General features: G+C 70.7%; 18 protein-coding genes. 3 read left to right on the top strand and 15 right to left on the bottom strand.

The window, feature by feature from the left end; genetic code table 11:
- The first annotated feature begins 136 nt into the window (after window positions 1-136).
- The gene (locus ACFQVD_RS03905; protein ID WP_343976602.1) at window positions 137-1,636 is read left to right on the top strand and encodes a WS/DGAT/MGAT family O-acyltransferase; all 1,500 of its coding nucleotides are present in this window, start codon (window positions 137-139) and stop codon (window positions 1,634-1,636) included.
- A gap of 28 nt (window positions 1,637-1,664) precedes the next feature.
- Here the strand turns inward: ACFQVD_RS03905 and ACFQVD_RS03900 are convergent, their stop codons facing one another.
- A complete protein-coding gene (locus ACFQVD_RS03900) occupies window positions 1,665-3,038 on the bottom strand; it encodes an aldehyde dehydrogenase family protein (protein ID WP_343976598.1) in 1,374 nt (457 codons plus the stop codon).
- A gap of 148 nt (window positions 3,039-3,186) precedes the next feature.
- Complete coding sequence (locus ACFQVD_RS03895; RefSeq protein ID WP_343976595.1) at window positions 3,187-4,284, bottom strand: alpha/beta hydrolase; 1,098 nt, start codon at window positions 4,282-4,284, stop codon at window positions 3,187-3,189.
- Window positions 4,285-4,386: 102 nt separating this feature from the next.
- On the opposite strand from ACFQVD_RS03895, the gene ACFQVD_RS03890 reads away from it, so the two are divergent.
- Window positions 4,387-5,310, top strand: a complete 924-nt coding sequence (locus tag ACFQVD_RS03890) for an aldo/keto reductase (RefSeq protein ID WP_343976592.1) — start codon at window positions 4,387-4,389, stop codon at window positions 5,308-5,310.
- Window positions 5,311-5,380: 70 nt separating this feature from the next.
- Here the strand turns inward: ACFQVD_RS03890 and ACFQVD_RS03885 are convergent, their stop codons facing one another.
- From ACFQVD_RS03885 to ACFQVD_RS03825, 13 genes are all read right to left on the bottom strand, one after another.
- Complete coding sequence (locus tag ACFQVD_RS03885; protein WP_343976589.1) at window positions 5,381-7,054, bottom strand: solute symporter family protein; 1,674 nt, start codon at window positions 7,052-7,054, stop codon at window positions 5,381-5,383.
- Window positions 7,051-7,380, bottom strand: coding sequence for a DUF485 domain-containing protein (locus ACFQVD_RS03880; RefSeq protein WP_030908181.1), 330 nt, complete (start codon window positions 7,378-7,380; stop codon window positions 7,051-7,053). Before ACFQVD_RS03880 ends, ACFQVD_RS03885 begins: the two co-directional genes overlap by 4 nt.
- A 198-nt stretch (window positions 7,381-7,578) precedes the next feature.
- On the bottom strand, window positions 7,579-9,078 hold the full coding sequence (locus tag ACFQVD_RS03875) for a sodium/solute symporter (protein ID WP_343976584.1): 1,500 nt from the start codon (window positions 9,076-9,078) through the stop codon (window positions 7,579-7,581).
- Window positions 9,079-9,127: 49 nt separating this feature from the next.
- Window positions 9,128-9,613: a hypothetical protein gene (locus ACFQVD_RS03870; protein ID WP_343976581.1), complete on the bottom strand. Its 486-nt coding sequence runs from the start codon at window positions 9,611-9,613 to the stop codon at window positions 9,128-9,130.
- Window positions 9,610-10,371 (bottom strand): LytR/AlgR family response regulator transcription factor, encoded by a 762-nt coding sequence (locus ACFQVD_RS03865; RefSeq protein ID WP_343976578.1) that lies wholly within the window; start codon window positions 10,369-10,371, stop codon window positions 9,610-9,612. Before ACFQVD_RS03865 ends, ACFQVD_RS03870 begins: the two co-directional genes overlap by 4 nt.
- Window positions 10,372-10,595: 224 nt before the next feature.
- On the bottom strand, window positions 10,596-11,795 hold the full coding sequence (locus ACFQVD_RS03860; RefSeq protein WP_343976575.1) for a sensor histidine kinase: 1,200 nt from the start codon (window positions 11,793-11,795) through the stop codon (window positions 10,596-10,598).
- A gap of 317 nt (window positions 11,796-12,112) precedes the next feature.
- Window positions 12,113-12,550 (bottom strand): HIT family protein, encoded by a 438-nt coding sequence (locus tag ACFQVD_RS03855; RefSeq protein WP_343976572.1) that lies wholly within the window; start codon window positions 12,548-12,550, stop codon window positions 12,113-12,115.
- A 4-nt stretch (window positions 12,551-12,554) separates the two neighbouring features.
- Window positions 12,555-13,382, bottom strand: coding sequence for an HpcH/HpaI aldolase/citrate lyase family protein (locus tag ACFQVD_RS03850; protein WP_343976569.1), 828 nt, complete (start codon window positions 13,380-13,382; stop codon window positions 12,555-12,557).
- Complete coding sequence (locus ACFQVD_RS03845; RefSeq protein ID WP_343976566.1) at window positions 13,382-14,635, bottom strand: acyl-CoA dehydrogenase family protein; 1,254 nt, start codon at window positions 14,633-14,635, stop codon at window positions 13,382-13,384. The genes ACFQVD_RS03850 and ACFQVD_RS03845 overlap by 1 nt, the downstream gene beginning before the upstream one ends.
- A 104-nt stretch (window positions 14,636-14,739) precedes the next feature.
- The gene (locus tag ACFQVD_RS03840; protein ID WP_343976563.1) at window positions 14,740-15,210 is read right to left on the bottom strand and encodes a VOC family protein; all 471 of its coding nucleotides are present in this window, start codon (window positions 15,208-15,210) and stop codon (window positions 14,740-14,742) included.
- Window positions 15,211-15,219: 9 nt separating this feature from the next.
- Window positions 15,220-15,789: a hypothetical protein gene (locus tag ACFQVD_RS03835; RefSeq protein ID WP_343976560.1), complete on the bottom strand. Its 570-nt coding sequence runs from the start codon at window positions 15,787-15,789 to the stop codon at window positions 15,220-15,222.
- Between the two features lie 403 nt (window positions 15,790-16,192).
- Window positions 16,193-16,849 (bottom strand): DUF3618 domain-containing protein, encoded by a 657-nt coding sequence (locus ACFQVD_RS03830; protein ID WP_343976557.1) that lies wholly within the window; start codon window positions 16,847-16,849, stop codon window positions 16,193-16,195.
- On the bottom strand, window positions 16,846-17,244 hold the full coding sequence (locus tag ACFQVD_RS03825; protein WP_343976554.1) for a phage holin family protein: 399 nt from the start codon (window positions 17,242-17,244) through the stop codon (window positions 16,846-16,848). The genes ACFQVD_RS03830 and ACFQVD_RS03825 overlap by 4 nt, the downstream gene beginning before the upstream one ends.
- 366 nt (window positions 17,245-17,610) lie before the next feature.
- Between ACFQVD_RS03825 and mads6 the strand changes: the two genes are divergently transcribed.
- A complete protein-coding gene (gene mads6 / locus ACFQVD_RS03820) occupies window positions 17,611-19,200 on the top strand; it encodes a methylation-associated defense system protein kinase MAD6 (RefSeq protein WP_343976551.1) in 1,590 nt (529 codons plus the stop codon).
- Window positions 19,201-19,233: the final 33 nt, after the last annotated feature.

The following is a 19,233-nucleotide window of genomic DNA, read 5'->3' as shown; positions in this document are numbered from 1 at the left end:
CGAACGCGATGATCGGCTGGGCCTCCGGACCTCGTCGGAAAGACATCCGCGGTCCCACGGAGGAAACGAGAGGGAAACGTGCCGACCTGATGATGGCAATACGTGTTCTCCCATCTTCCGCCAGGAGGCTCGACCGATGCGCCAGCTGACCGCGCTCGACGCGCAGTTCCTTCACGCAGAGTCGGCGACCACGGCGGCCCATGTCGCGGGGCTCGCCATCCTCGACCCGGCCTGTTCCCGGGCGGGGGCCGTCACCCGCGAGTGCCTGATCGGGCTGCTCCGCGAGCGGGTGCACCTGGCCCCGGCGCTGAGGCTCCGCCTGGCCACCGTGCCGTTCGACCTCGACCGGCCGTACTGGACGGAAGACCCCGATCTCGACGTCGCCGGCCACGTCCACGAGGTGACCCTGACCGCGCCGGGCGACGACGCCCAGCTCGCCGAGGAGGTGGCCCGGATCCACGAGCGGCGCCTCGACCGGGGCCGCCCGCTCTGGGAGATGCATCTCATCCAGGGACTGACCGGTGGCCGGGTCGCCCTGTACGCCAAGGTCCACCACTGCGCCATCGACGGGGTCTCGGGAGCGGAGACGCTCGCCGCGCTGCTGGATCTGACGCCCGAGCCTCGCGTCGTCGAGCGGCCCGCGCCCACGCCGCGGACCACCGCCCCCGGTCTGGCGGGCATGCTCGCCGGAGCCGTGGCCAGGTCGGTGATGCAGCCCGCCAGAACGCTGTACTCGCTGGGTCGCATGGCGACCGAACTCGACACGATGCCCCTGGCCTCGGCGCTGCCGGGTGCCCGGCAGGTGGCCGCCGCCACCCGGATGATCACCGGAAGAGGGCGGGAGTTGCCGGAACTGCCCATGCTGACGGCGCCGCGCACACCGTTCAACGGCCCGATCGGCCCCGAGCGGCGCTTCTCCTACGGGTCGATCCCGCTGGCGGACGTCAAACGGGTGGCCAGGAGCTCGGGGGCCAGTGTCAACGACGTGGTCATGACGCTGTGCGCCTCGGCGCTGCGCGCCTGGCTGCGCGAGCGAGACGCGCTGCCCGATCGGCCGCTGATCGCCGCGGTCCCGGTCGCGGTCCGCACCGCGAGCGCCCAGGACGTGGTCGGCAACCAGATCTCCGTCATGGTCACCCCCATCCCGACCGACCTGGCCTGTCCCCGTGAGCGCCTGCGCGTCATGGCGCGGACGATGCACACCGCCAAGCGGCGGTTCGCCGGCTCCCCCGCCGGTTGGCTGGGCGAGCTGTCGTCGATGCTGCCCGCGGCCGTCACCGCGCTGGCGACCTCCACGGTGTTCCGGCTGGCCTCGATCATGCTGCCGCCGATCAATCTGATCGTCTCGAACGTGCCGGGACCGCAGCTCCCGCTGTACCTGTGCGGGGCCAGGGTGCTCGCCTACCACCCCATGTCGGTGCTGACCGACGTGAGCGGCGGGGTCAACATCACCTGCTTCTCCTACGACGGCTCGCTCGACTTCGGCATCCTGTCCTGCCCGGACCGGGTGGCCGACGTGTGGCGGCTCATGGGCCACCTGCAGGAGGCCATGGACGAGCTGATGGAGCAGATCGAGCCCGCCGGGCGGCTCACCCCGGTGGGCAGCCTCCCGGCCAGGCAGATGGTGCCCGCCTGAGGGCCCCGCGCCGAGACGCGGCGGGCGATCAGCCGATCCAGACCGTCTTGGCGCCGCAGAACTCCCGGATGCCGTACGCCGACAGCCCGCGCCCGTACCCGGAGCCCTTGACACCACCGAACGGCAGTTGAGGGTAGGCGGAGACCATCCCGTTGACGTACACCATGCCGGCCTCGATCTCGGAGACGAGGCGTTCCTGCTCCGCCACGTCGCCGCTCCAGGCGGCGGCGGCGAGCCCGAAGGGGGTCGCGTTGGCCAGGGCGATCGCCTCGTCGATGTCCGCGACCCGGTACAGCGCGGCCACCGGGCCGCGGACCTCCTCGTGGAACACCCGCATCTCGGAGGTGATGCCGGTGATCACGGTCGGTTCGTAGAACCAGCCGGGCCGATCCGGGCTCACTCCCCCGCAGAGCACCCGGGCGCCGAGCCCCGCGGCGTTGGCGACCTGTGACTCGACGTGGTCGCGGCCCTGCCGGGTGGCGAGCGGTCCCACGTCCGTCGCCTCGTCCGCGGGGTCGCCGAGCCGCAGCGACTCCATCAGCGCCACGAACAGCCCGGCGAAGTCGTCGTAGACCTCCTCGTGCACGATGAACCGCTTGGCCGCGACGGAGGACTGGCCGTTGTTGCGCACCCGCGAGGTGACCCCGACGGCGGTGGCCTCGCCCAGGTCGGCGGAGGGCATGACGACGTAGGGGTCGGAGCCGCCCAGTTCCAGGACCGTCTTCTTGATCTCCCAGCCCGCGATCGCGGCGACCGGGCGGCCCTCCCGGTCGGCCCCGGTGAGGGTGACGGCCGCCACGCGCCGATCGCGCAGCAACGGCTCGACCTGCTCGGGCTCGATCGGCAGGACCTGCGCGCATCCCTCGGGAAAACCGGCCCTGGCGAACAGCCCGCCCAGGTGCAGCGCCGTCTGCGGCACGTTCGGCGCGTGCTTGAACAGGCAGACGTTGCCCGCCATCAGGGCGGGCGCGGCGGACCTGACCACCTGCCAGAGGGGAAAGTCCCACGAGGTGATCCCGAGGACGGCGCCCAGCGGCTGGTAGCGCACGTACGCCTGCCGCGCGCCCACGGCGGGCCCGTCCGCCGACTCGTCCGCGAGGAACTCCTCGGCGTGGTCGGCGAAGAAGCGCATCTCCCGCACGCACATGTCCACCTCGCAGTGGGCGGCGGCCAGCGTCTTGCCCATCTCGGTGGTCACCAGCCGTGCCAGCCGGTCCTGCTCGGCCCGGAGCAGGCCGGCGGCGGCGTGCATCCAGACCGCCCGCTGCTTGAAGTCGACCGCCCGGTACTCCTGGAACGCGGAGGCGGCGAGTGCCAGCCGCCGTTCCACCTCCTCCTCGCCGATCGGGTCGAACGTCCTGAGGGTCTCGCCCGTGGCCGGGTTGATCGTCGCGATCGCCATCGGTGCCTCCCGGAGAATCGCCGTCGGTGCCTCCCGGAGAAACATCGCCGCCGGACGGCGAAGCGTTCGGGCGACCTTCCCCTCTTCCTTTATGCCCCCTTATGTCCAATATCCGTCCTCGCGGTCGGCGGGAGCAGCCGCAAAGGGCTCATCGGGCTCCGACAGCCTCCAGGAGCATGGGCAGCGCCCGGCGGAGTTCCCGGTTCCAGTAGGTCATGTTGTGGCGCCCCGAGTAGAAGTGGGGCTGGAAGGGAATGTCCAGCGACTGCAGGCGACCGGCGAAGGCCAGTGTCGCCTTGTTGGCGAGTTCCTCGGTGATGTCCCCGAAGAGCTCACCGTCCCTCTTGCCGCCGTCGCCCGAGGCCAGGTAAAGGCGGACCCCGCGCAACCTGTCCGCCAGATGGTACGGGTCGTGCCGCTCCCACACCTCGCGGTTCTCCCGCGGATCACCCCAGATCCGCTTCCAGTCGGTGCCGAAACAGCCCGCCGTGGTGCCGAGCATGACCGCCAGGTCGACCCCGGGCATGAGGATGTGCACCGCGCCGCTGAAGGAGGCCGCGGCTTTGAAACCACCGGCCGCCGCGTACAGCATCGCGCCCTGGCCGCCCATGGAGTATCCGGCGATGGCCCGCTCCCTGCCTGCGGCGTACCTGCTCTCCAGCAGCGGAAGCAGCTCCTTGAGGTGGTAGGTCGCCCACCTGGGCGGCCCGCCCTCGCCGCCGTTGTACCAGTCGGAGTAGCTGCCGCACTTGCCGCCGTCGGGCATGACCACGATGACCTGATCGTTCTCCGTGAACCTCTCGACGTCGGACTTCGACCATCCCGCGTAGTCGTCGAGCCCCCCGTGCAGCAGCCAGAGCGTCGGCCAGGTCCTGCCCGCGTCCCTGGACCAGCCCTTGGGCAGCAGCAGCCGCACCCGGGTGACGTCGTCGAGGGCCGCCGAGCGCAGGGTCAGGTCCATCCGGCGGCCACCGGACCGCTTCTCCCCGACCACCTCGACACCGTCGGGAACACCGTCGGGAACACCGTCGGGAACACCATCGGGAACACCGTCGAGACCCCCTCCCGGTCTCCTGGACGCGTCCGGCGTGCGGGGCCGCTCCGAGGTGGAAGGGGCCGGCGGGTCCGCGACGGTCCCGCGCTGGTTGGAGATCAGGGCGATCGCGGCGGCCACCGCCAGGACGAAAAGACCGCCCGCGATCACAGCACCGACGAGGAGTCCGCGTAACCGTGAACCGGGTGCCATGGGAGCCTCCGACAGTCTTATTGACGCCGCACATAATAGTGCTCCGACGGCTGTCACCGATGCCCCGTACCCGCGCGATTACTCGAGAAATAGAGTTAGCCCATGAGCTTTTCTGAGCTGAACCTGTTTCCTCTCTGTCTCGGCGGCAACGTATTCGGCTGGACCGCGGACCGGAACGACTCCTTCGCGGTCCTGGACGCCTACGCCGAGGCGGGCGGCAATTTCATCGACACCGCGGACGTCTACTCCGCGTGGGCGCCCGGACACGTCGGCGGTGAGTCCGAGACCGTCATCGGCGAGTGGACGGCCTCCCGCCGCAACCGTGACCGGATCGTGGTGGCGACCAAGGTGGGTTCACTGAACGGCCGCACCGGGCTGTCGGCGGCCAACATCCGAGCGGCGGTCGAGGACTCGCTCCGGCGGCTGCGTACCGACTACATCGATCTGTACTGGGCCCACATCGACGACGCGGCCACCCCCCTGGAGGAGACCCTCGGCGCGTTCGACGACCTGGTCACCGAGGGCAAGGTACGGAACATCGGCGCCTCGAACTACAGCGCCGAACGGCTCGCGGAGGCACTGGAGATCTCCGAACGGGACGGCCTGGCGCGGTACGGGGTGCTGCAACAGCACTACAACCTTCTCGAACGCGACTACGAGGGGGCACTGCGAGACGTGGTGGCCGAGGCCGGGCTGACCAGCACACCGTACTTCGGCCTGGCCCGCGGCTTCCTGACCGGCAAGTACCGGCCGGGGATCACGGTGGACAGCCCCCGCGCGGGCCAGGCGTCGCAGTACCTCCACTCCGAGCGCGGGCCAAGGGTGCTCGACGCCCTGGACAAGGTCGCCGCCTCCCATGGAGCCGCCCCGGCCACCGTCGCCCTCGCCTGGCTGGCCGCCCAGCCCACGGTGGCCGCACCGATCGCCAGCGCCCGCAACGTCGAGCAGCTTCGGCCGCTGCTCGCGGTCGCCGACCTGACGCTGTCCGAGGACGAGCTGGCCCTGCTGGACGAGGCGTCCCGCTAGAAGGACACGACGGGGCCCGGCCGCGGTGCGGCCGGGCCCCGGTCAAATTCAGGCTGTGCCACATCGGAACCTAGTCGGTACTGGGCTCCAGCTCAGGGTCGGTACCGGGCAGCCGCTGGACCCCGCCGACAGGCTGGTGCGAGGTGGCCTGCTCGGCGCCGATGCCGGTGAGCGAACGGACCTCGATCTCCGCGTACTTGCCCGCGCTGTACTCCTTGCTGAGGCGCGCGCCGACGAACCCGGCCAGAAAACCGAGCGGGATCGACACGATACCGGGGTTGCTCAGCGGGAACCAGGCGAAGTTCGCGTCGGGGAACAGCGCGGTGGCACTGCCCGAGACGACCGGCGAGAAGACCACCAGGACCAGCGCGGAGACCAGGCCACCGTAGATGGCCGAGACCGCGCCGGCGGTGTTGAACCGCTTCCAGAACAGGCTGTAGAGGATCGCGGGCAGGTTGCCCGAGGCCGCCACGGCGAAGGCGAGCGCCACCAGGAAGGCCACGTTCTGCCCCTGGGCGAGGATGCCGAGCCCGATGGCGACCGCGCCGATGACGAAGGCCGAGATCCGGGCGACCAGCACCTCCTCCCGGTCGGTGACGTTGCCGCGCTTGAACACGTGCGCGTACAGGTCGTGGGCGAAGGAGGAACTCGACGCCAGCGTCAGCCCGGCGACGACCGCCAGGATCGTGGCGAAGGCGACCGCCGCGATGACGGCCAGCAGGATCGTGCCTCCGACGTCGCCGAAGATGGCCTTGCCGACCGCCTCGGCGAGCATCGGCGCCGCCGTGTTGCCCGCCTTGTCCTGCGCCGTGATCGCCTGGCCGCCGACCAGCGCCGCCGCGCCGAAGCCGAGCACCAGGGTCAGCAGGTAGAAGACGCCGATGATGCCGATGCCCCACAGCACCGACTTACGCGCCTCCCGCGCGGTGGGAACCGTGTAGAAGCGGATCAGGATGTGCGGCAGGCCCGCGGTGCCGAGCACCAGTGCCAGGCCCAGGCTGATCAGGTCGATCTTGCCCGCGATGCCCTGCGCCTCGGTGCCGTACTTCAGGCCGGGCTCAAGGAACGCCTGACCCTTGTCACTCTGCGCGGCGGCGTCGCCGAGCAGGCCGGACAGGTTGAAACCGTAGTGGCCGAGCACCAGCAGGGTGACCAGGGTGGCACCGCCCATGAGCAGCACCGCCTTGACGATCTGCACCCAGGTGGTGCCCTTCATCCCGCCGACGACCACATAGACGATCATCAGGACGCCGACACCGACGATCGTGAGCGCCTTGCCCGTCGGCGAGGTGACACCGAGCAGCAGACCGACCAGCGCGCCCGCGCCGACCATCTGGGCCAGCAGATAGAAGATCGACACCGTGATGGTGGAGACACCCGCCGCGGTACGGACCGGACGGGGGCTCATCCTGAAGGCCAGCACGTCGGCCATGGTGAACTTGCCGGAGTTGCGCATCAGCTCGGCGACCAGCAGCAGCGCCACCAGCCAGGCGACCAGGAAGCCGATCGAGTACAGGAAGCCGTCGTAGCCCGACAGCGCGATGATCCCGGCGATGCCCAGGAAGCTCGCGGCCGACATGTAGTCGCCACCGATGGCGAGGCCGTTCTGCACACCGCTGAAGGACCGGCCACCGGCGTAGAAGTCGGTGGCGTCCTTGGTGTTGCGGCTGGCCCAGAAGGTGATCCCCAGCGTTCCCGCGACGAAGAGCAGGAACAGGATCGTGGACAGGGTCTGGTGGCTCATTCGGTCTTCCCCTCGGCCTGGTGACGGATCTCGTCAGCCAGCGGGTCGAGCTTCTTCTCGGCGAAACGGGAGTAGGCCCAGGCGATCCCGAACGTCGACACGAACTGGAGCAGACCGAAGATCAGCGCCACGTTGATGTTGCCCAGGACCTTCGTGCCCATGAAGTCACGCGCCCAGCCGGAAAGGACGACGTAGAGCAGGTACCACCCGAGGAACGCCGCGGTCATCGGGAACGCCCAGGCCCGAAAACGCCTCTTCAACTCCTGGAACTGTTCACCGGCCTGAATCTCTTCGTAGACCGATGAGTCATGTTGCCTGGCGGTCACAAGACCTCCCACAAATGTGATCTGGATCACGGACAACGTAGGAGGAGACGCCACCCCTCGTGGAGACCCGCTCGCGGACTCTTCGCCGAGGCGCCGCCGCGTCGCGTTCAGCTGGACGCGGCTTGCGGTGAAAGGTCTGTCCCGCGCGACGAACGGTCGCCGCCGAAGAGACCCCGGCCGGGCGGCTCGCCGGACCCGTCAGGAGGAGCGGGGCCGCCAGTCACCCCGATCCAGGTTGAGGATCTCCGGGGTGTGCAGGCGCACCATCGTACGGGCCACGTTCGGCGGGATACGTCCCGGCGTCAGCAGCGAGACCAGCACCATGACGAGAAAGGCGATCGGCACCGTCCACGCGGCGGGCTGGGCCAGCATGGCACCCACCAGACCGGGATAAGGCCCCCCTCCGATCGTCATCAGAACCGCGCCGCAGGCCAGGCCGCCACCGACGAGCAACCCCGCCATCGCCCCGGCCGGAGTCAGCCGCCGCCACCAGATGCCCAGCACCAGCAACGGGCAGAAGGAGGAGGCCGCCACCGCGAACGCCAGGCCGACGACGTCGGCGACCGGCAGCGAACGGGCCAGGACCGCCAGGCCCAGCGGAACGATCACGGCGAGCACCGCCGCCGCCCGGAACGACCGCACCCCTCCCTTGAGAATGTCCTGCCCGATGACCCCGGCGACCGAGACCGTCAGCCCGGAGGAGGTCGACAGGAACGCCGCGAACGCCCCGGCCGTCACCAACGCCGTCAGCAGGTCACCGGCCACACCGCCGATCAGCCGCCCCGGCAGCGTGAGCACCACCGTGTCACTGCCCTCCAGCTCCGGGACGTAGATCCTGCCCAACGCGCCGTAGACGGCCGGCAGCAGGTAGAAACCCCCGAGCAGCGACAGGACCACCAGCGTCGTACGGCGGGCGGCCCGGCCGTCGGGGTTGGTGTAGAAGCGGACCAGCACGTGCGGCAGCCCCATGGTGCCCAGGAACGTGGCCAGGATCAGCGAGTAGGTCGAGTAGAGGCCGTACTCCCTGCCACTGGAGAGCGGCAACGCCCAGGTCGCCACATCCCGCTCGCTCAGCCCCGGGGCTCCCCCGCTCCGCCACGCCAGCAACAGGAACGCCAGCGGCACGGCCAGGGCCGTGAGCTTCAGCCAGTACTGGAAGGCCTGCACGAACGTGATCGACCGCATGCCCCCCGACATCACGTTCACCGCGACCACGGCCGCCACCAGCAGGCCCCCCGCCCACTCCGGGGCGCCGGTGATGGCCCGCAGGACCAGGCCCGCGCTCTGGAACTGCGGCATCAGGTACAGCCAGCCGATCAGCACGACCAGCACCCCCGCCATCCGCCGCACCGCCATCGACTCCAGCCTCGCCTCGGCGAAGTCCGGCAGCGTGTAGGCGCCCGAACGGCGCAGCGGAGCCGAGACCAGCACGAGCAGCACCAGATAACCGCCCGTCCAGCCGACCGGCAGCCAGAGCATGTCCGCGCCGTAGGTGAGGATCAGCCCGGCGACGCCCAGGAAGCTCGCCGCCGACAGATACTCCCCGCCGATGGCCGAGGCGTTCCACAGCGGGGAGACCGTGCGGGAGGCGACGTAGAAGTCGGAGGTGGTCCGCGACAGCCGGATCCCGAAGGCGCCGATCAGCACCGCGGCCAGCACCACCAGCACGACCGCCGTCACACCGTACGCGGTGCTCATCTGACGCCTCCCGGTGTGGAGACCTCGGGCTCCCGGCCCTGAAGGGGGGTCAACGGGCCCTGTCCACCAGCTCGGCGAAGTGGCGCTCGTTCCGCTCCGCCTGCCGGACGTAGAGCCAGGCACCGATCACGAACGCCGGGTAGATCAGACCGGCCAGCACCGCCCAGGGCAGCGGGATCCCCAGCAGGCGGACCGCGTGCAACTCGGGCACCAGCAGGAACAGCAGCGGCAGCCCCACCACCACGCAGCCCAGCACCGTGCAGACGAACAGGGCCAGCCGGAACTGGGTGCGGACCAGCGAGTGCATGTAGATCTCACCCAGCCGGGTCTGCTCGTCGATCTCCCGGGTGACCGGGTAGCGGGGATGGCGGGGGGCCATGGTGCGAGGACTGGTCACCACCTCGCGCCGCGGCCGCTCGGACTCCCTGCGTGAGCGGTCGGGCTCCTTACGCGACCGCTCGGCATCCTTGCGCGACCGGTCGGTGATCCACCGGCGCGGCTCGGCCTCCTCCCTGGCCCCCGGGTCCCGGCTCACTCCTGCCTGCCCTTGCGCGCCCGGCGGACCAGGAGGTCGCGCAGCTCACGGGTGTGGCGGCGGCTGACCGGGATCTCGGTCTCACCGATGCGGACCACGCACCGGCCCGAGTCGATGTGCAACTCGTCGATGTGCTTGACCGCGACCAGGTGGCTGCGGTGCACCCGGACGAAACCCGCCAACGACCAGCGCTCCTCCAACGTGGCCAGCGAGATGCGCACGAGGTGACTGCCGCCCGCGGTGTGCAGGCGGGCGTAGTCACCCTGCGCCTCGACGTAGCGGACCTCGGTGCTGGCCACGAACCTGGTGACACCGCCCAGTTCGACCGGGATGGTGTCGGGGTCGGCACGGCCCGCGCCCTCGCTCTCCGGCAGCTCCGCCGAGACGAACACCCGCCGGATGGCCTCGGCCAGCCGCTCCGGCCGCACCGGCTTGAGCAGGTAGTCCTCCGCCTTGATCTCGAAGGCGTCCACCGCGTGCTCCTCGTAGGCCGTCACGAAGACCACCCGGGGCGGGTTGGCGAACTGCGAGAGCAGGCGGCCGAGCACCACCCCGTCCAGACCGCGCATCCGGATGTCGAGGAAGACCGCGTCGATCGGCCGCCCGTCGGCGATCGCCCGGTCCAGAACGCGCAGCGCGGCGGCCCCGTCCCTGGCCAGGGAGACCTCTCCGATGCGGGGGTCGTCCCGGAGCAGGTAGGCCAGGTCCTCCAGCGCGGGAAGCTCATCGTCCACCGCAAGGACACGCAGGCCGGTCACGGTCACTCCTCCAGGTCGTTCACGCGGGAATTTCTAGAGGGTGATGAATTAGACATCGCCTGTCAACTTTTTCATATTCCGGGGGAAGACTTAATCGGATTCGGAGGGCCGGTCACGCTGGAGAGCCCGGCGGCCGGGCGGGCGACCGGCGGACGGCACGGCGGGCCGACGGGCAGAGCACCGAGGGAACCTGACCGCGAGCCGGGCGGCCGAGCGGGCACGGTTCAACGGACGGAGACACCCGGGTGGTACTTCGGCAGGCGGACGCTGACCTTCGTACCCGCCCCCTTGGCCGTCTCCGCCACCAGGCCGTACTCGTCCCCGTAGACCTGGCGCAACCGCTCGTCCACATTGACCAGCCCCACTCCTCCCGCCCCCGAGCGCTCGTCGGCGTCACCGGCCAGGATGCGGCGCAGGCGGTCCGGTTCCATGCCGACGCCGTCGTCCTCCACACTGATCCGGCATTCCGCCCCGGCGTCCTCCGCGACGATCGAGATGCGCCCTATCCCGGGCTTGCTCTCCAGCCCGTGCTGGACCGCGTTCTCCACCAGCGGCTGCAGGCACAGGAACGGAACCGCGACCGCGAGCACCTCCGGGGCGATGCGCAGCGTCACCTGAAGCTGGTCGCCGAAGCGGGCACGTTCCAGGGTGAGGTAGCGGTCGATGGAACGCAGTTCCTCGGCCAGCGTGGTGAACTCCCCGTGCCGCCGGAAGGAGTAGCGGGTGAAGTCGGCGAACTCCAGCAACAGCTCACGGGAGCGGTCGGGATCGGAACGGACGAAGCTGGCGATGGTCGTCAGCGAGTTGTAGATGAAGTGCGGGGAGATCTGCGCGCGCAGCGCCCGGACCTCGGCCTCCATCAGGCGTGTCCTGGACCTGTCGAGTTCGGCCAGCTCCAGCTGCGAGTCGACCCAGTTCGCGACCTCGTGGGCGGCCCTGACCAGCCCCGCGGAGGCGTGCCCGCCGTACGCGGCCAGGGAACCGACCACCCGCCCGTCGGTGGTCAGCGGCACCACCACGGCGAACCTGATCGGGCACTCGGGAAGATCGCACCAGACGACTTCGGGGCCGAGGACCCGGGTCCGGCCCCCGGTGAGCGTCTTGGCGGCGTGGGTGAACGCCTCGCGGGCGTGATGGTCGTCGCCCTCGCCGTCGTAGACCAGCAGCCTCTCCTCGTCGGTGACCGCCAGCGCCGGGGAGCCCAGCAGTTCCCGCAGGTGCCGGGACGCCTTCTGCGCCCCCGCCTCGGTCAGCCCGGCCCGCAGCGGCGGCGCGGCGAGGGAGGCGGTGTGCAGGGTCTCGAACGTGGCCCGCTCGGCCGGGCTGCTGCCCAGTTCCCTGCGTCCTCGCAACACCCGCCACAGCACCAGGGCGGGTACCCCGATCAGGGCGACGACCAGCAACACGGCGATGACGGGTTCCACGCTCCGGACCTTATACGCCCGGCCCCACCCGCGCCCGGCCCATGCGGATCACACCGACCTTCCGTATCCGGTCAGAACGGGGACGAGCTCCACCTGGCGGCGATCCGGCCCTCCTGTGGTGTGCGGCCGGCGGCCGTCCCGAGCGCCTTTACGATGTAGATCAAATAGCGTGGCAGGCCTCCCCGGACGACCGGCCCTCGCTCTCCGGACAAGCCCCCGTCCCGGGCGGACCCACTCGGGAAGCCCGCTTCGGCGAGCGACGCGGACGGGTACCCGCGAAACCCCTCGCCACCGCCCCCGAGGCCGGAAGGGGTCGTTCAGGAGGCCGGCGGGGCGGGGCCGAGGGCCTCACGGACGCGGCGGGCGTAGGTCTCGGCCTCGGCGGGGTCGTCGTATCTCGTACGGGGCCAGAAGAAGCCGCGCAGGCCGTCCTTGCGGTTACGGGGGACCACGTGGACGTGCAGGTGCGGGACGCTCTGGCTGACGCGGTTGTTCGCCGCGACGAACGTGCCGGCCGCCGCCAGGCCCGACTCTACGGCGGCGGCGACGGCACGGACGCGTTCGAAGAACGGGCCGACCATCGGCACCGGCAGGTCCGCCAGCGTCTCGACGTGGGTCAGCGGGACCACCAGGACATGGCCCTTGAAGACCGGGCGCGTGTCCAGGAAGGCCGCGGCCACGCCGTCCGCGAGAACGACGTGGGCCGGGTGCTCTCCGGTCGCGATGGCGCAGAACAGACACCGTTCACCTGGCATCACGTCAGGATAGGAGGCGGCGGGCGGCCCTCACCACCGCCTCGTCGACCATCTGGCCCCTGGCGTCGGTGACGACACCTGATCCGGATGCCTCGAAGCGGGCGATCAGGTCACGAGCCCGGTCGAGCTCTTCCTCCGAGGGGGTGAAGACCTCGTTGACGACGGCCACCTGGGCGGGGTGGATGCAGGCCCTGCCGCGGAAACCGAGGCGTTTCAGGGCGAGGGTGGAGACGCGCAGGGCGTCGAGGTCGCGGAAGTCGGTGCTGACCGGGGCGAGGGGCGGGGCGAGCCGGGCGGCCGCCGAGGCCAGGACGACCTGGGAGCGAGCCCACAGCAGCTCGCGCTCGTCGGGGCCGGTCTCGACCGCGAGGTCGGCGCGCAGATCGGCCTCGCCGATCTGCAGGCGCGAGACACGGGGCGCCCTGGCGATCTCCGGGGCCGCCAGGATCGCGGCGGCGCTCTCCAGCAGGGGGCACACCACGATGGAGCCGCCCGGCAGTCCCTGGGCCGCCTCCGCGGCGGCGAGCACGGCGTCGACGGCCTCCAGTTCGGCGGCCGACTCGGTCTTGGCCACGCAGACTCCGCGCACCCCGGGCAGGGCGACCGCCCGAAGGTCGTCGTGTCCGGCCGCGCCGGGATTGATCCGTACGTAGATCTCGGGGGTGTCGGGGCCGAGCCCGCGCAGCCACGCGGCGACGGCCGCGCGGGCCGCCTCCTTGTGCACGGGCAGGACCGCGTCCTCAAGGTCCACGATCAGGCTGTCGGCTCCCCTGCCGAGCGCCTTGGCGAGTTTTTCGGGCTGGTCACCTGGGACATAAAGGGCAGATCGCATCACCATCCGACTTTAGCGGTACCCGAGATGAGAGCTTTCGCGATGACCATCCGCTGGATGTCGTTGGTGCCCTCACCGATGGCCATCAGGGGCGCGTCACGGTAGAGGCGTTCGAGGACGAACTCCTGGGAGTAGCCGTACCCGCCGTGGATCCGCATCGCCTCCATGGTGGTGCGCAGCGCCACCTCGGACGCGAAGTACTTGGCCATCGCGGCCTCGGAGTTCACCGCGCCGTTCTCGGAGCGGACCGCCGCCCAGTAGGTCAGCAGCCGGGCCGCCTGGATGTCGGTGGCCATGTCCGCGAGCTTGAGCTGGATGGCCTGGAAGTCGGAGATGGGCCGGCCGAAGGCGTGGCGCTCGCGCGAGTAGCTCAGCGCGGCGTCGTAGGCGCACTGGGAGACGCCGACGGCACGGGCCGCTATGTTGACCCGGCCGAGTTCCAGGGCGGAAAGCGCCTGCTGCATGCCCCGCCCCTCGACCCCGCCGAGCAGCGCCGAGGCCGGGACCCGCACGTCCTGCAGCACGATCTCACAGGTCTCGGTGCCCTTGTAGCCGAGCTTGGGCAGGTCGCGGCTGACCGTGTAGCCGGGAGTTCCCGCCTCGACCAGGATGATGGACATGCCCCGGTGCGCGGGATCGGTGAGGGAGGTCTTGACCAGCACGGGCATCGGGTCGGCGTGCCGGGCGTTGGTGATCCAGGTCTTGGTGCCGTTGATCACATAGTGGTCGCCGTCACGGACGGCCCGCGTCTGGATGCCCTGCAGGTCGGTGCCGGCCGCCGGCTCGGTCAGCGCGATGCCGGTACGGCGGACACCGGTGGCCAGGTCCGGCAGATAGGCGCTTCTCTGCTCCTCCGTACCATGGGTGGCGATCATCCAGGCGGCCAGGGAGTGCGAGCCGAGCACCCCGGCCACGCCCATCCAGCCGCGGGCGATCTCCTCGAAGACCAGGGCGAACGACACCCGGTCCAGGGCCAGCCCGCCGTACTCCTCGGGGATCGTGATCCCGAACAGCCCCATCCGCTGGAAGCCCTCGACGATCTCCGTGGGGTAGCGGCCGGTCCGCTCCCACTCCGGGGCGACCGGCACGATCTCCTTGTCGACGTACTCCCGCAGGGTCCGGCGGAACAGCTGCTGTTCCTCGTTGAGTTCGAAGTCCATCACGAGGTCCTTTCGGGGAAAGCGGTCCCGCAGGGGGGTGAGCGGGCCGGTCCTGGCCTGCTGGAGGTACTTCACCAGGTGCCGCAGGGACATGATCTCGCATCGCCCCGGCCGGGGCCACGGACCCCCGTCGGAACTCCCCGGCGACCACGGGAAGGCCCTGCCCGGGGCTTGCCGCCGCTCCGGCGGCGGGTGTCTCAGGCCCGGTCCCGCCCGGGAGCGAAGCCTGGGGCCGGTCCTGATCGGTAGACGCCCCCCGGGCCCACCTGGGTGGCGTGGACCTCCTCGTCCGGGGCGTACAGCCGGATCTGGACGCCGTCGGGGTCGACGAAGCCCAGCGCGTGACCGGAGGAGGCCCTGATGATCGGGCTGTGCGGGACGCCGAGGTCGTCGAGGTGGGCGACCCAGGCGTCGAGCCCGGAGGAGGTGACCTGGAGCGCGAAGGGATCGGCGTCGAAGAGCGCCCTGGCCAGGTCCGGGTTCTGGCGCAGCGCGATCTGGAAGGCGGCGCCGGGAACCTCGAAGCTCATGCCCCTGATCACGCCGTCCTCGTCCTCGAAGCTGGTGTGGTGCTCCAGCCCCAGGACGCGTTCGTACCAGGAACGGCTCCGCGCCAGGTCGCTCACCCAGATCTTGAGGTGGTGCACATCGGTCAGTGCGGCGCCCAACTCGTCTCCTCAGGAGTCCGGCGTCGTGGTGACGGTGGTGACGGTCGCGGTGAAACGGTGGTTGCAGAATCGCGCGCGCGCCTCCCGCCGGCTGAAGCGCCGCTCGGACTCCTTGCGGTCGAGCTCCTCGAAACTGTCGAAACCGAGTCTGGTCACGCCCTTGCCCCCGGTACGGGCGGTGAGGACCACTCTCCCCCGGTGCGGGATGTGGCTGCCCGCGGCACACCAGACACCGTCGGAGTGCTCGCGGCAGCGCAGGACGGCGACCCGCTTACCGGTGGCGTCGAGCAGCACCGCCCTGCTGGGGCCCCGCCCCGCGGGAAAGCGGCCCCCCACCCAGAAGGTGCCCCAGTAGGGGGCGAAGGACGGGGTCAGGGTCATGGCGTAGTCAAGGGTGTAGGAGACCTGCCCGCCCGAGGCCGCCGGGGACGTGGCCCTGGCCGCCACCTCGATACCGATCAGCGGTTTGGCCTGGCATTTCCTGGCCGCGCTGACACAACTGGCCTGGGCCTGGGGTAGCGGGGAAAGGGCCGCCGCGATGAGCGCGAGGCCTGCGGCGATCCCGAGAGCGTGGCGCATGAGACCTCCCGTGTGTCCCCCGAGAACATGTCCTGCCCGAGAACGCTACATGCGCTCGGCCACACATGTGCCTGAGTCCGGATACTTCGCCTTTCGCTATGAAAATACGGCCTGGTCGGTGCAGGCCGCTGCGAAGGTCCGGGCGGAGCGAAGGCGGTTCCGCGGGACATCGGCGGCGGGAAGGTCCGGGCAGGCGGAGAGGAGGGGGTCCGCCGCCCGCCCGGAAACGGTCAGATTACCCCGGCAGACCTGAGTTTGGCTCGCCTGAGCGCATGGCTATTGGCCGGATCTCCGGAGATCCGGCGGTTCGCGTCACCTCGTCGGCCCCGCCAGGGTGGTTCCGAGGGCTTCGGGCCGCCCTCCGTGAGTCGTCGGGGACGGCCCTGCCGGTGTCGCCGGACGGCTACCGCTTCCTTCCTCTCCGCAGCATCCGGAAGACGACCAGGGCGAACGCGGCCACCGCCGCGACCGTCAGAACGGGGCGCTTGCCCGCCTCGGCCGTGACCTTCTCCGCCGCCTCCTTGATCTCGGCGGGGGTCGCCTCCTTGACCCGGCCGACGACCTCGGGAGTCGCCTCCTTCACCCGCTCGACCATCTCGGTGGCGGTGGTGGCGGTCGCCGCTCTCGCTCTGCGCAGGTCCTCACCCACATGGGCGGCGGTCTCCTGAAAACGGCCCTTCACATCGGTCTTGTGCACCAGTGCCTCCACAGTGTCGCCAAGTTCGCGGCGGGCGTCCTCGATATCCCGCCGCACGGTTTCCACGTCGTTCTCGTCTTTTTTGATGATCTTGCCGGTCTTCGTCTCGCCGACACCGGTGTCGGCGGTGTCGGCGTGGGGGGTGGCACCGGCGGCCACGCTCGGAGGCCGGGGCGTGCCGTCGCGCTCGGACTCCGGGACGTCGAGATCCCCGCCGGGCGTGCCGTACGGCTGCTTCGGCGGGATGTTCAGCGACTCCCTCTCCTCCGGCGTTATCGGGGCACCGACCCTTTTCCTTCGGGATCCGGTGATTCCAGCCTCGGCCCGGGGCCGGTCGGATCCCCCCGGGTCTGTCTCGGTCATCGGTGGGCCCTCTCCTTCACCGCGTAGATGTCGTCCCTGACGCTCTCGATGGTCCGCGCGGGGGTCGGCGGGGCCGCCTCGGCGACCTGGCGCTTGCCGGAGAGCCCGAGCACACCGGCCAAGGCCAGCAGCACCACGCCCACGACCGCCGCGGCCACCCAGGCGGGCATTACGTACGCGAGAAGCAGGATCACCGCGGCGACCATAGAGCCTGCCCCGAACAGGGCCACGACTCCTGCCCCGCCGAACAGCCCGGCGCCGATTCCCGCGTGTTTGCCCTTTTCGGTGAGTTCCGCCTTGGCCAGGCGGAGTTCGTCCCTGACCAGACGCGAGACCTGCTCCGACATCTGCCGGATCAGCTCGGACGTCGGCAGTGACTCCTTGGTGTTGACCATGGACTGCCTCCTCCCTTACAGGAAAGGACGCCTACCCTGTCCCACCGCGGCAAACATCGGCCCGGCGGCGATGCCCACGGAAGCCACAGGGGTAACACCGCCCCATCACCACGGCCCGCGGGAGCCGCGGCGGGCGAGGAGGGCGTTCGGCCTCCCGACCGGCCGCGACACCCCGCCTGCCACCCGAGATCCGACGGACGCCCGACGTGCCGAACACGCCGATCACGTCTCCCGGCCAGGACTAGGCCATGATCATAGGGAGGCCCGCGTGTCCGAGTGGTGGAAAAGTAAAGGTACGGGCGAAGATGAGCCTCTTGAGATACTGCGTGACACGATGAGCACGATCAGGAAGGCGGCACGCTAGAGATGGCACAGATCGTCGGCGGCGGAAGCCCGGTCAACGACGCCGAGCGACGGGTCATCGCACACCTGCGAGACAGCGCCCCACCGGACTGGCTGCTGCTGCACAACATCGAGGTGCCCCGCGGCGACGACACCTTCGAGGTGGACGTGATCGTCCTGACCGGCCACTCACTCTGCGTCATCGACGTCAAGGGCACCCGGGGCAGGATCGAGGTCGCGGGGAACCGCTGGTTCCCGCTGCGGCGGGAGGCGTTCGGCTCCCCCGTCGCCAAGCTGCGCGGCAACGGGCGCGCGCTCAAGGGACTGCTCACCCAGGAGCGGCGCGAGCTGGACCGGGTCTACGTCGACAGCCTGGTGGTGCTCACCGGGGCCGACGCGGAGCTGGTCGACCCGGCCGGCCGCGACTCCCGCCACGTCACCGACCTGGCCGGGCTTGTCGGCACGCTCAGTGACGTCTCCCGCGTCAGGCGCGGCCACACCACGGACACCGCGCCGTACGGCACCGCGATCATCGAGGCGCTCAACGGGAGCGTGCGACGCTCCACGGCGCCGCCGCGTTTCGGCAGCTGGGAGGTGGAGGAACAGCTGGGCGGCGACAACCGGGTCACCGAGTACCGGGCGATCAACGCGACGGTTCCCGGCAGCGAGACGGTCCTGCTGCGCGTCTACCGGGCCGACCCCCTGGCGGAGGAGGAGCCGAGAGCGGCCGAACGACGGCTGATCACCAACGCCTACCAGGCTCTCACCAGGATCCCGGCGCACCCGTGCGTGGTGCGCGCCCGTGACTTCTTCGCCATCGACGACGAGAGCCGGTTCGTACTGGTCCTCGACGACGTGCACGGTCAGGCGCTGCACCTGCACCTCACCGCCTCCCCCCGCACGCTCTCCACCGCCGCCCGGCTGGACGTGGTGGAGGACATGCTGCTGGGCCTGGCCCACGTGCACGCCAACAACGTGATCCACCGGGCGCTCAGTCCCGCGTGCGTGCTGGTGACGGAGAACGGCCGGGCGATGCTCACCGGGTTCGACTACGCCAAGCCGGGCCCCCGCGCGCACACCGTCGCCAACGAGCTACCCAACGTGCTCGACACCCATTACGCGGCCCCCGAGTGCCAGGCCATGCCCGAGCGGATGACCGCCGCCTCCGACGTGTACGCGGCCGGGGTGATCGCCTTCCAACTGCTGACCGGGGAGCTCCCACCGGCCAATCCCGACGCCGAACCCGCTTCAAGTGAGGCGTCCGCCGAGATCATGGACCTGCTCCGGCGCATGCGCGACCATGCGACGCACAAGCGCCCGGACGCCGCCGAGGCCCTGTCCGACCTGCGGCGGGCGCGGCGCCCCCGCCCGCCGGCCCTCACCGCGCCGGATTCCGGCGCACCGGCCCCCCGTCCCCAGGCCCCCGACGCGACGAACACCGGCGTGGCGGCCCCCGAGCGCCCGGAGCGGCGCGAGCCGCGAGACGCCCACGCGCCCGCGTGGAACGGGGGCGGGCGCGAGGAGAGCCCCCGTGGCGGGAGCGGGCCGGGACAGAAACCACTGCTCGACAGGCTCAGGATGAGATTCCGGCGGATCACCGGAAAACAGCCGTGAAGGCGAACCGGGCCCGCGGCGGGGCAGGGGTCA

Source organism: Streptosporangium amethystogenes subsp. fukuiense (assembly GCF_042665875.1).
Classification (GTDB): Bacteria; Actinomycetota; Actinomycetes; order Streptosporangiales; family Streptosporangiaceae; genus Streptosporangium; species Streptosporangium fukuiense.
The sequence above is the reverse complement of the archived record's forward strand: the minus strand, read 5'-3'. Positions and strand labels throughout refer to the sequence as shown.

Bases quoted from the DNA above. Each gene is read 5' to 3' on its own strand.
- ACFQVD_RS03905 (WP_343976602.1), top strand. From the start codon at position 137: ATGCGCCAGCTGACCGCGCTCGACGCGCAGTTCCTTCACGCAGAGTCG.
- ACFQVD_RS03900 (WP_343976598.1), bottom strand. From the start codon at position 3,038: ATGGCGATCGCGACGATCAACCCGGCCACGGGCGAGACCCTCAGGACG.
- ACFQVD_RS03895 (WP_343976595.1), bottom strand. From the start codon at position 4,284: ATGGCACCCGGTTCACGGTTACGCGGACTCCTCGTCGGTGCTGTGATC.
- ACFQVD_RS03890 (WP_343976592.1), top strand. From the start codon at position 4,387: ATGAGCTTTTCTGAGCTGAACCTGTTTCCTCTCTGTCTCGGCGGCAAC.
- ACFQVD_RS03885 (WP_343976589.1), bottom strand. From the start codon at position 7,054: ATGAGCCACCAGACCCTGTCCACGATCCTGTTCCTGCTCTTCGTCGCG.
- ACFQVD_RS03875 (WP_343976584.1), bottom strand. From the start codon at position 9,078: ATGAGCACCGCGTACGGTGTGACGGCGGTCGTGCTGGTGGTGCTGGCC.
- ACFQVD_RS03855 (WP_343976572.1), bottom strand. From the start codon at position 12,550: ATGCCAGGTGAACGGTGTCTGTTCTGCGCCATCGCGACCGGAGAGCAC.
- ACFQVD_RS03850 (WP_343976569.1), bottom strand. From the start codon at position 13,382: ATGCGATCTGCCCTTTATGTCCCAGGTGACCAGCCCGAAAAACTCGCC.
- ACFQVD_RS03845 (WP_343976566.1), bottom strand. From the start codon at position 14,635: ATGTCCCTGCGGCACCTGGTGAAGTACCTCCAGCAGGCCAGGACCGGC.
- ACFQVD_RS03835 (WP_343976560.1), bottom strand. From the start codon at position 15,789: ATGCGCCACGCTCTCGGGATCGCCGCAGGCCTCGCGCTCATCGCGGCG.
- ACFQVD_RS03830 (WP_343976557.1), bottom strand. From the start codon at position 16,849: ATGACCGAGACAGACCCGGGGGGATCCGACCGGCCCCGGGCCGAGGCT.
- ACFQVD_RS03825 (WP_343976554.1), bottom strand. From the start codon at position 17,244: ATGGTCAACACCAAGGAGTCACTGCCGACGTCCGAGCTGATCCGGCAG.
- mads6 (WP_343976551.1), top strand. From the start codon at position 17,611: ATGGCACAGATCGTCGGCGGCGGAAGCCCGGTCAACGACGCCGAGCGA.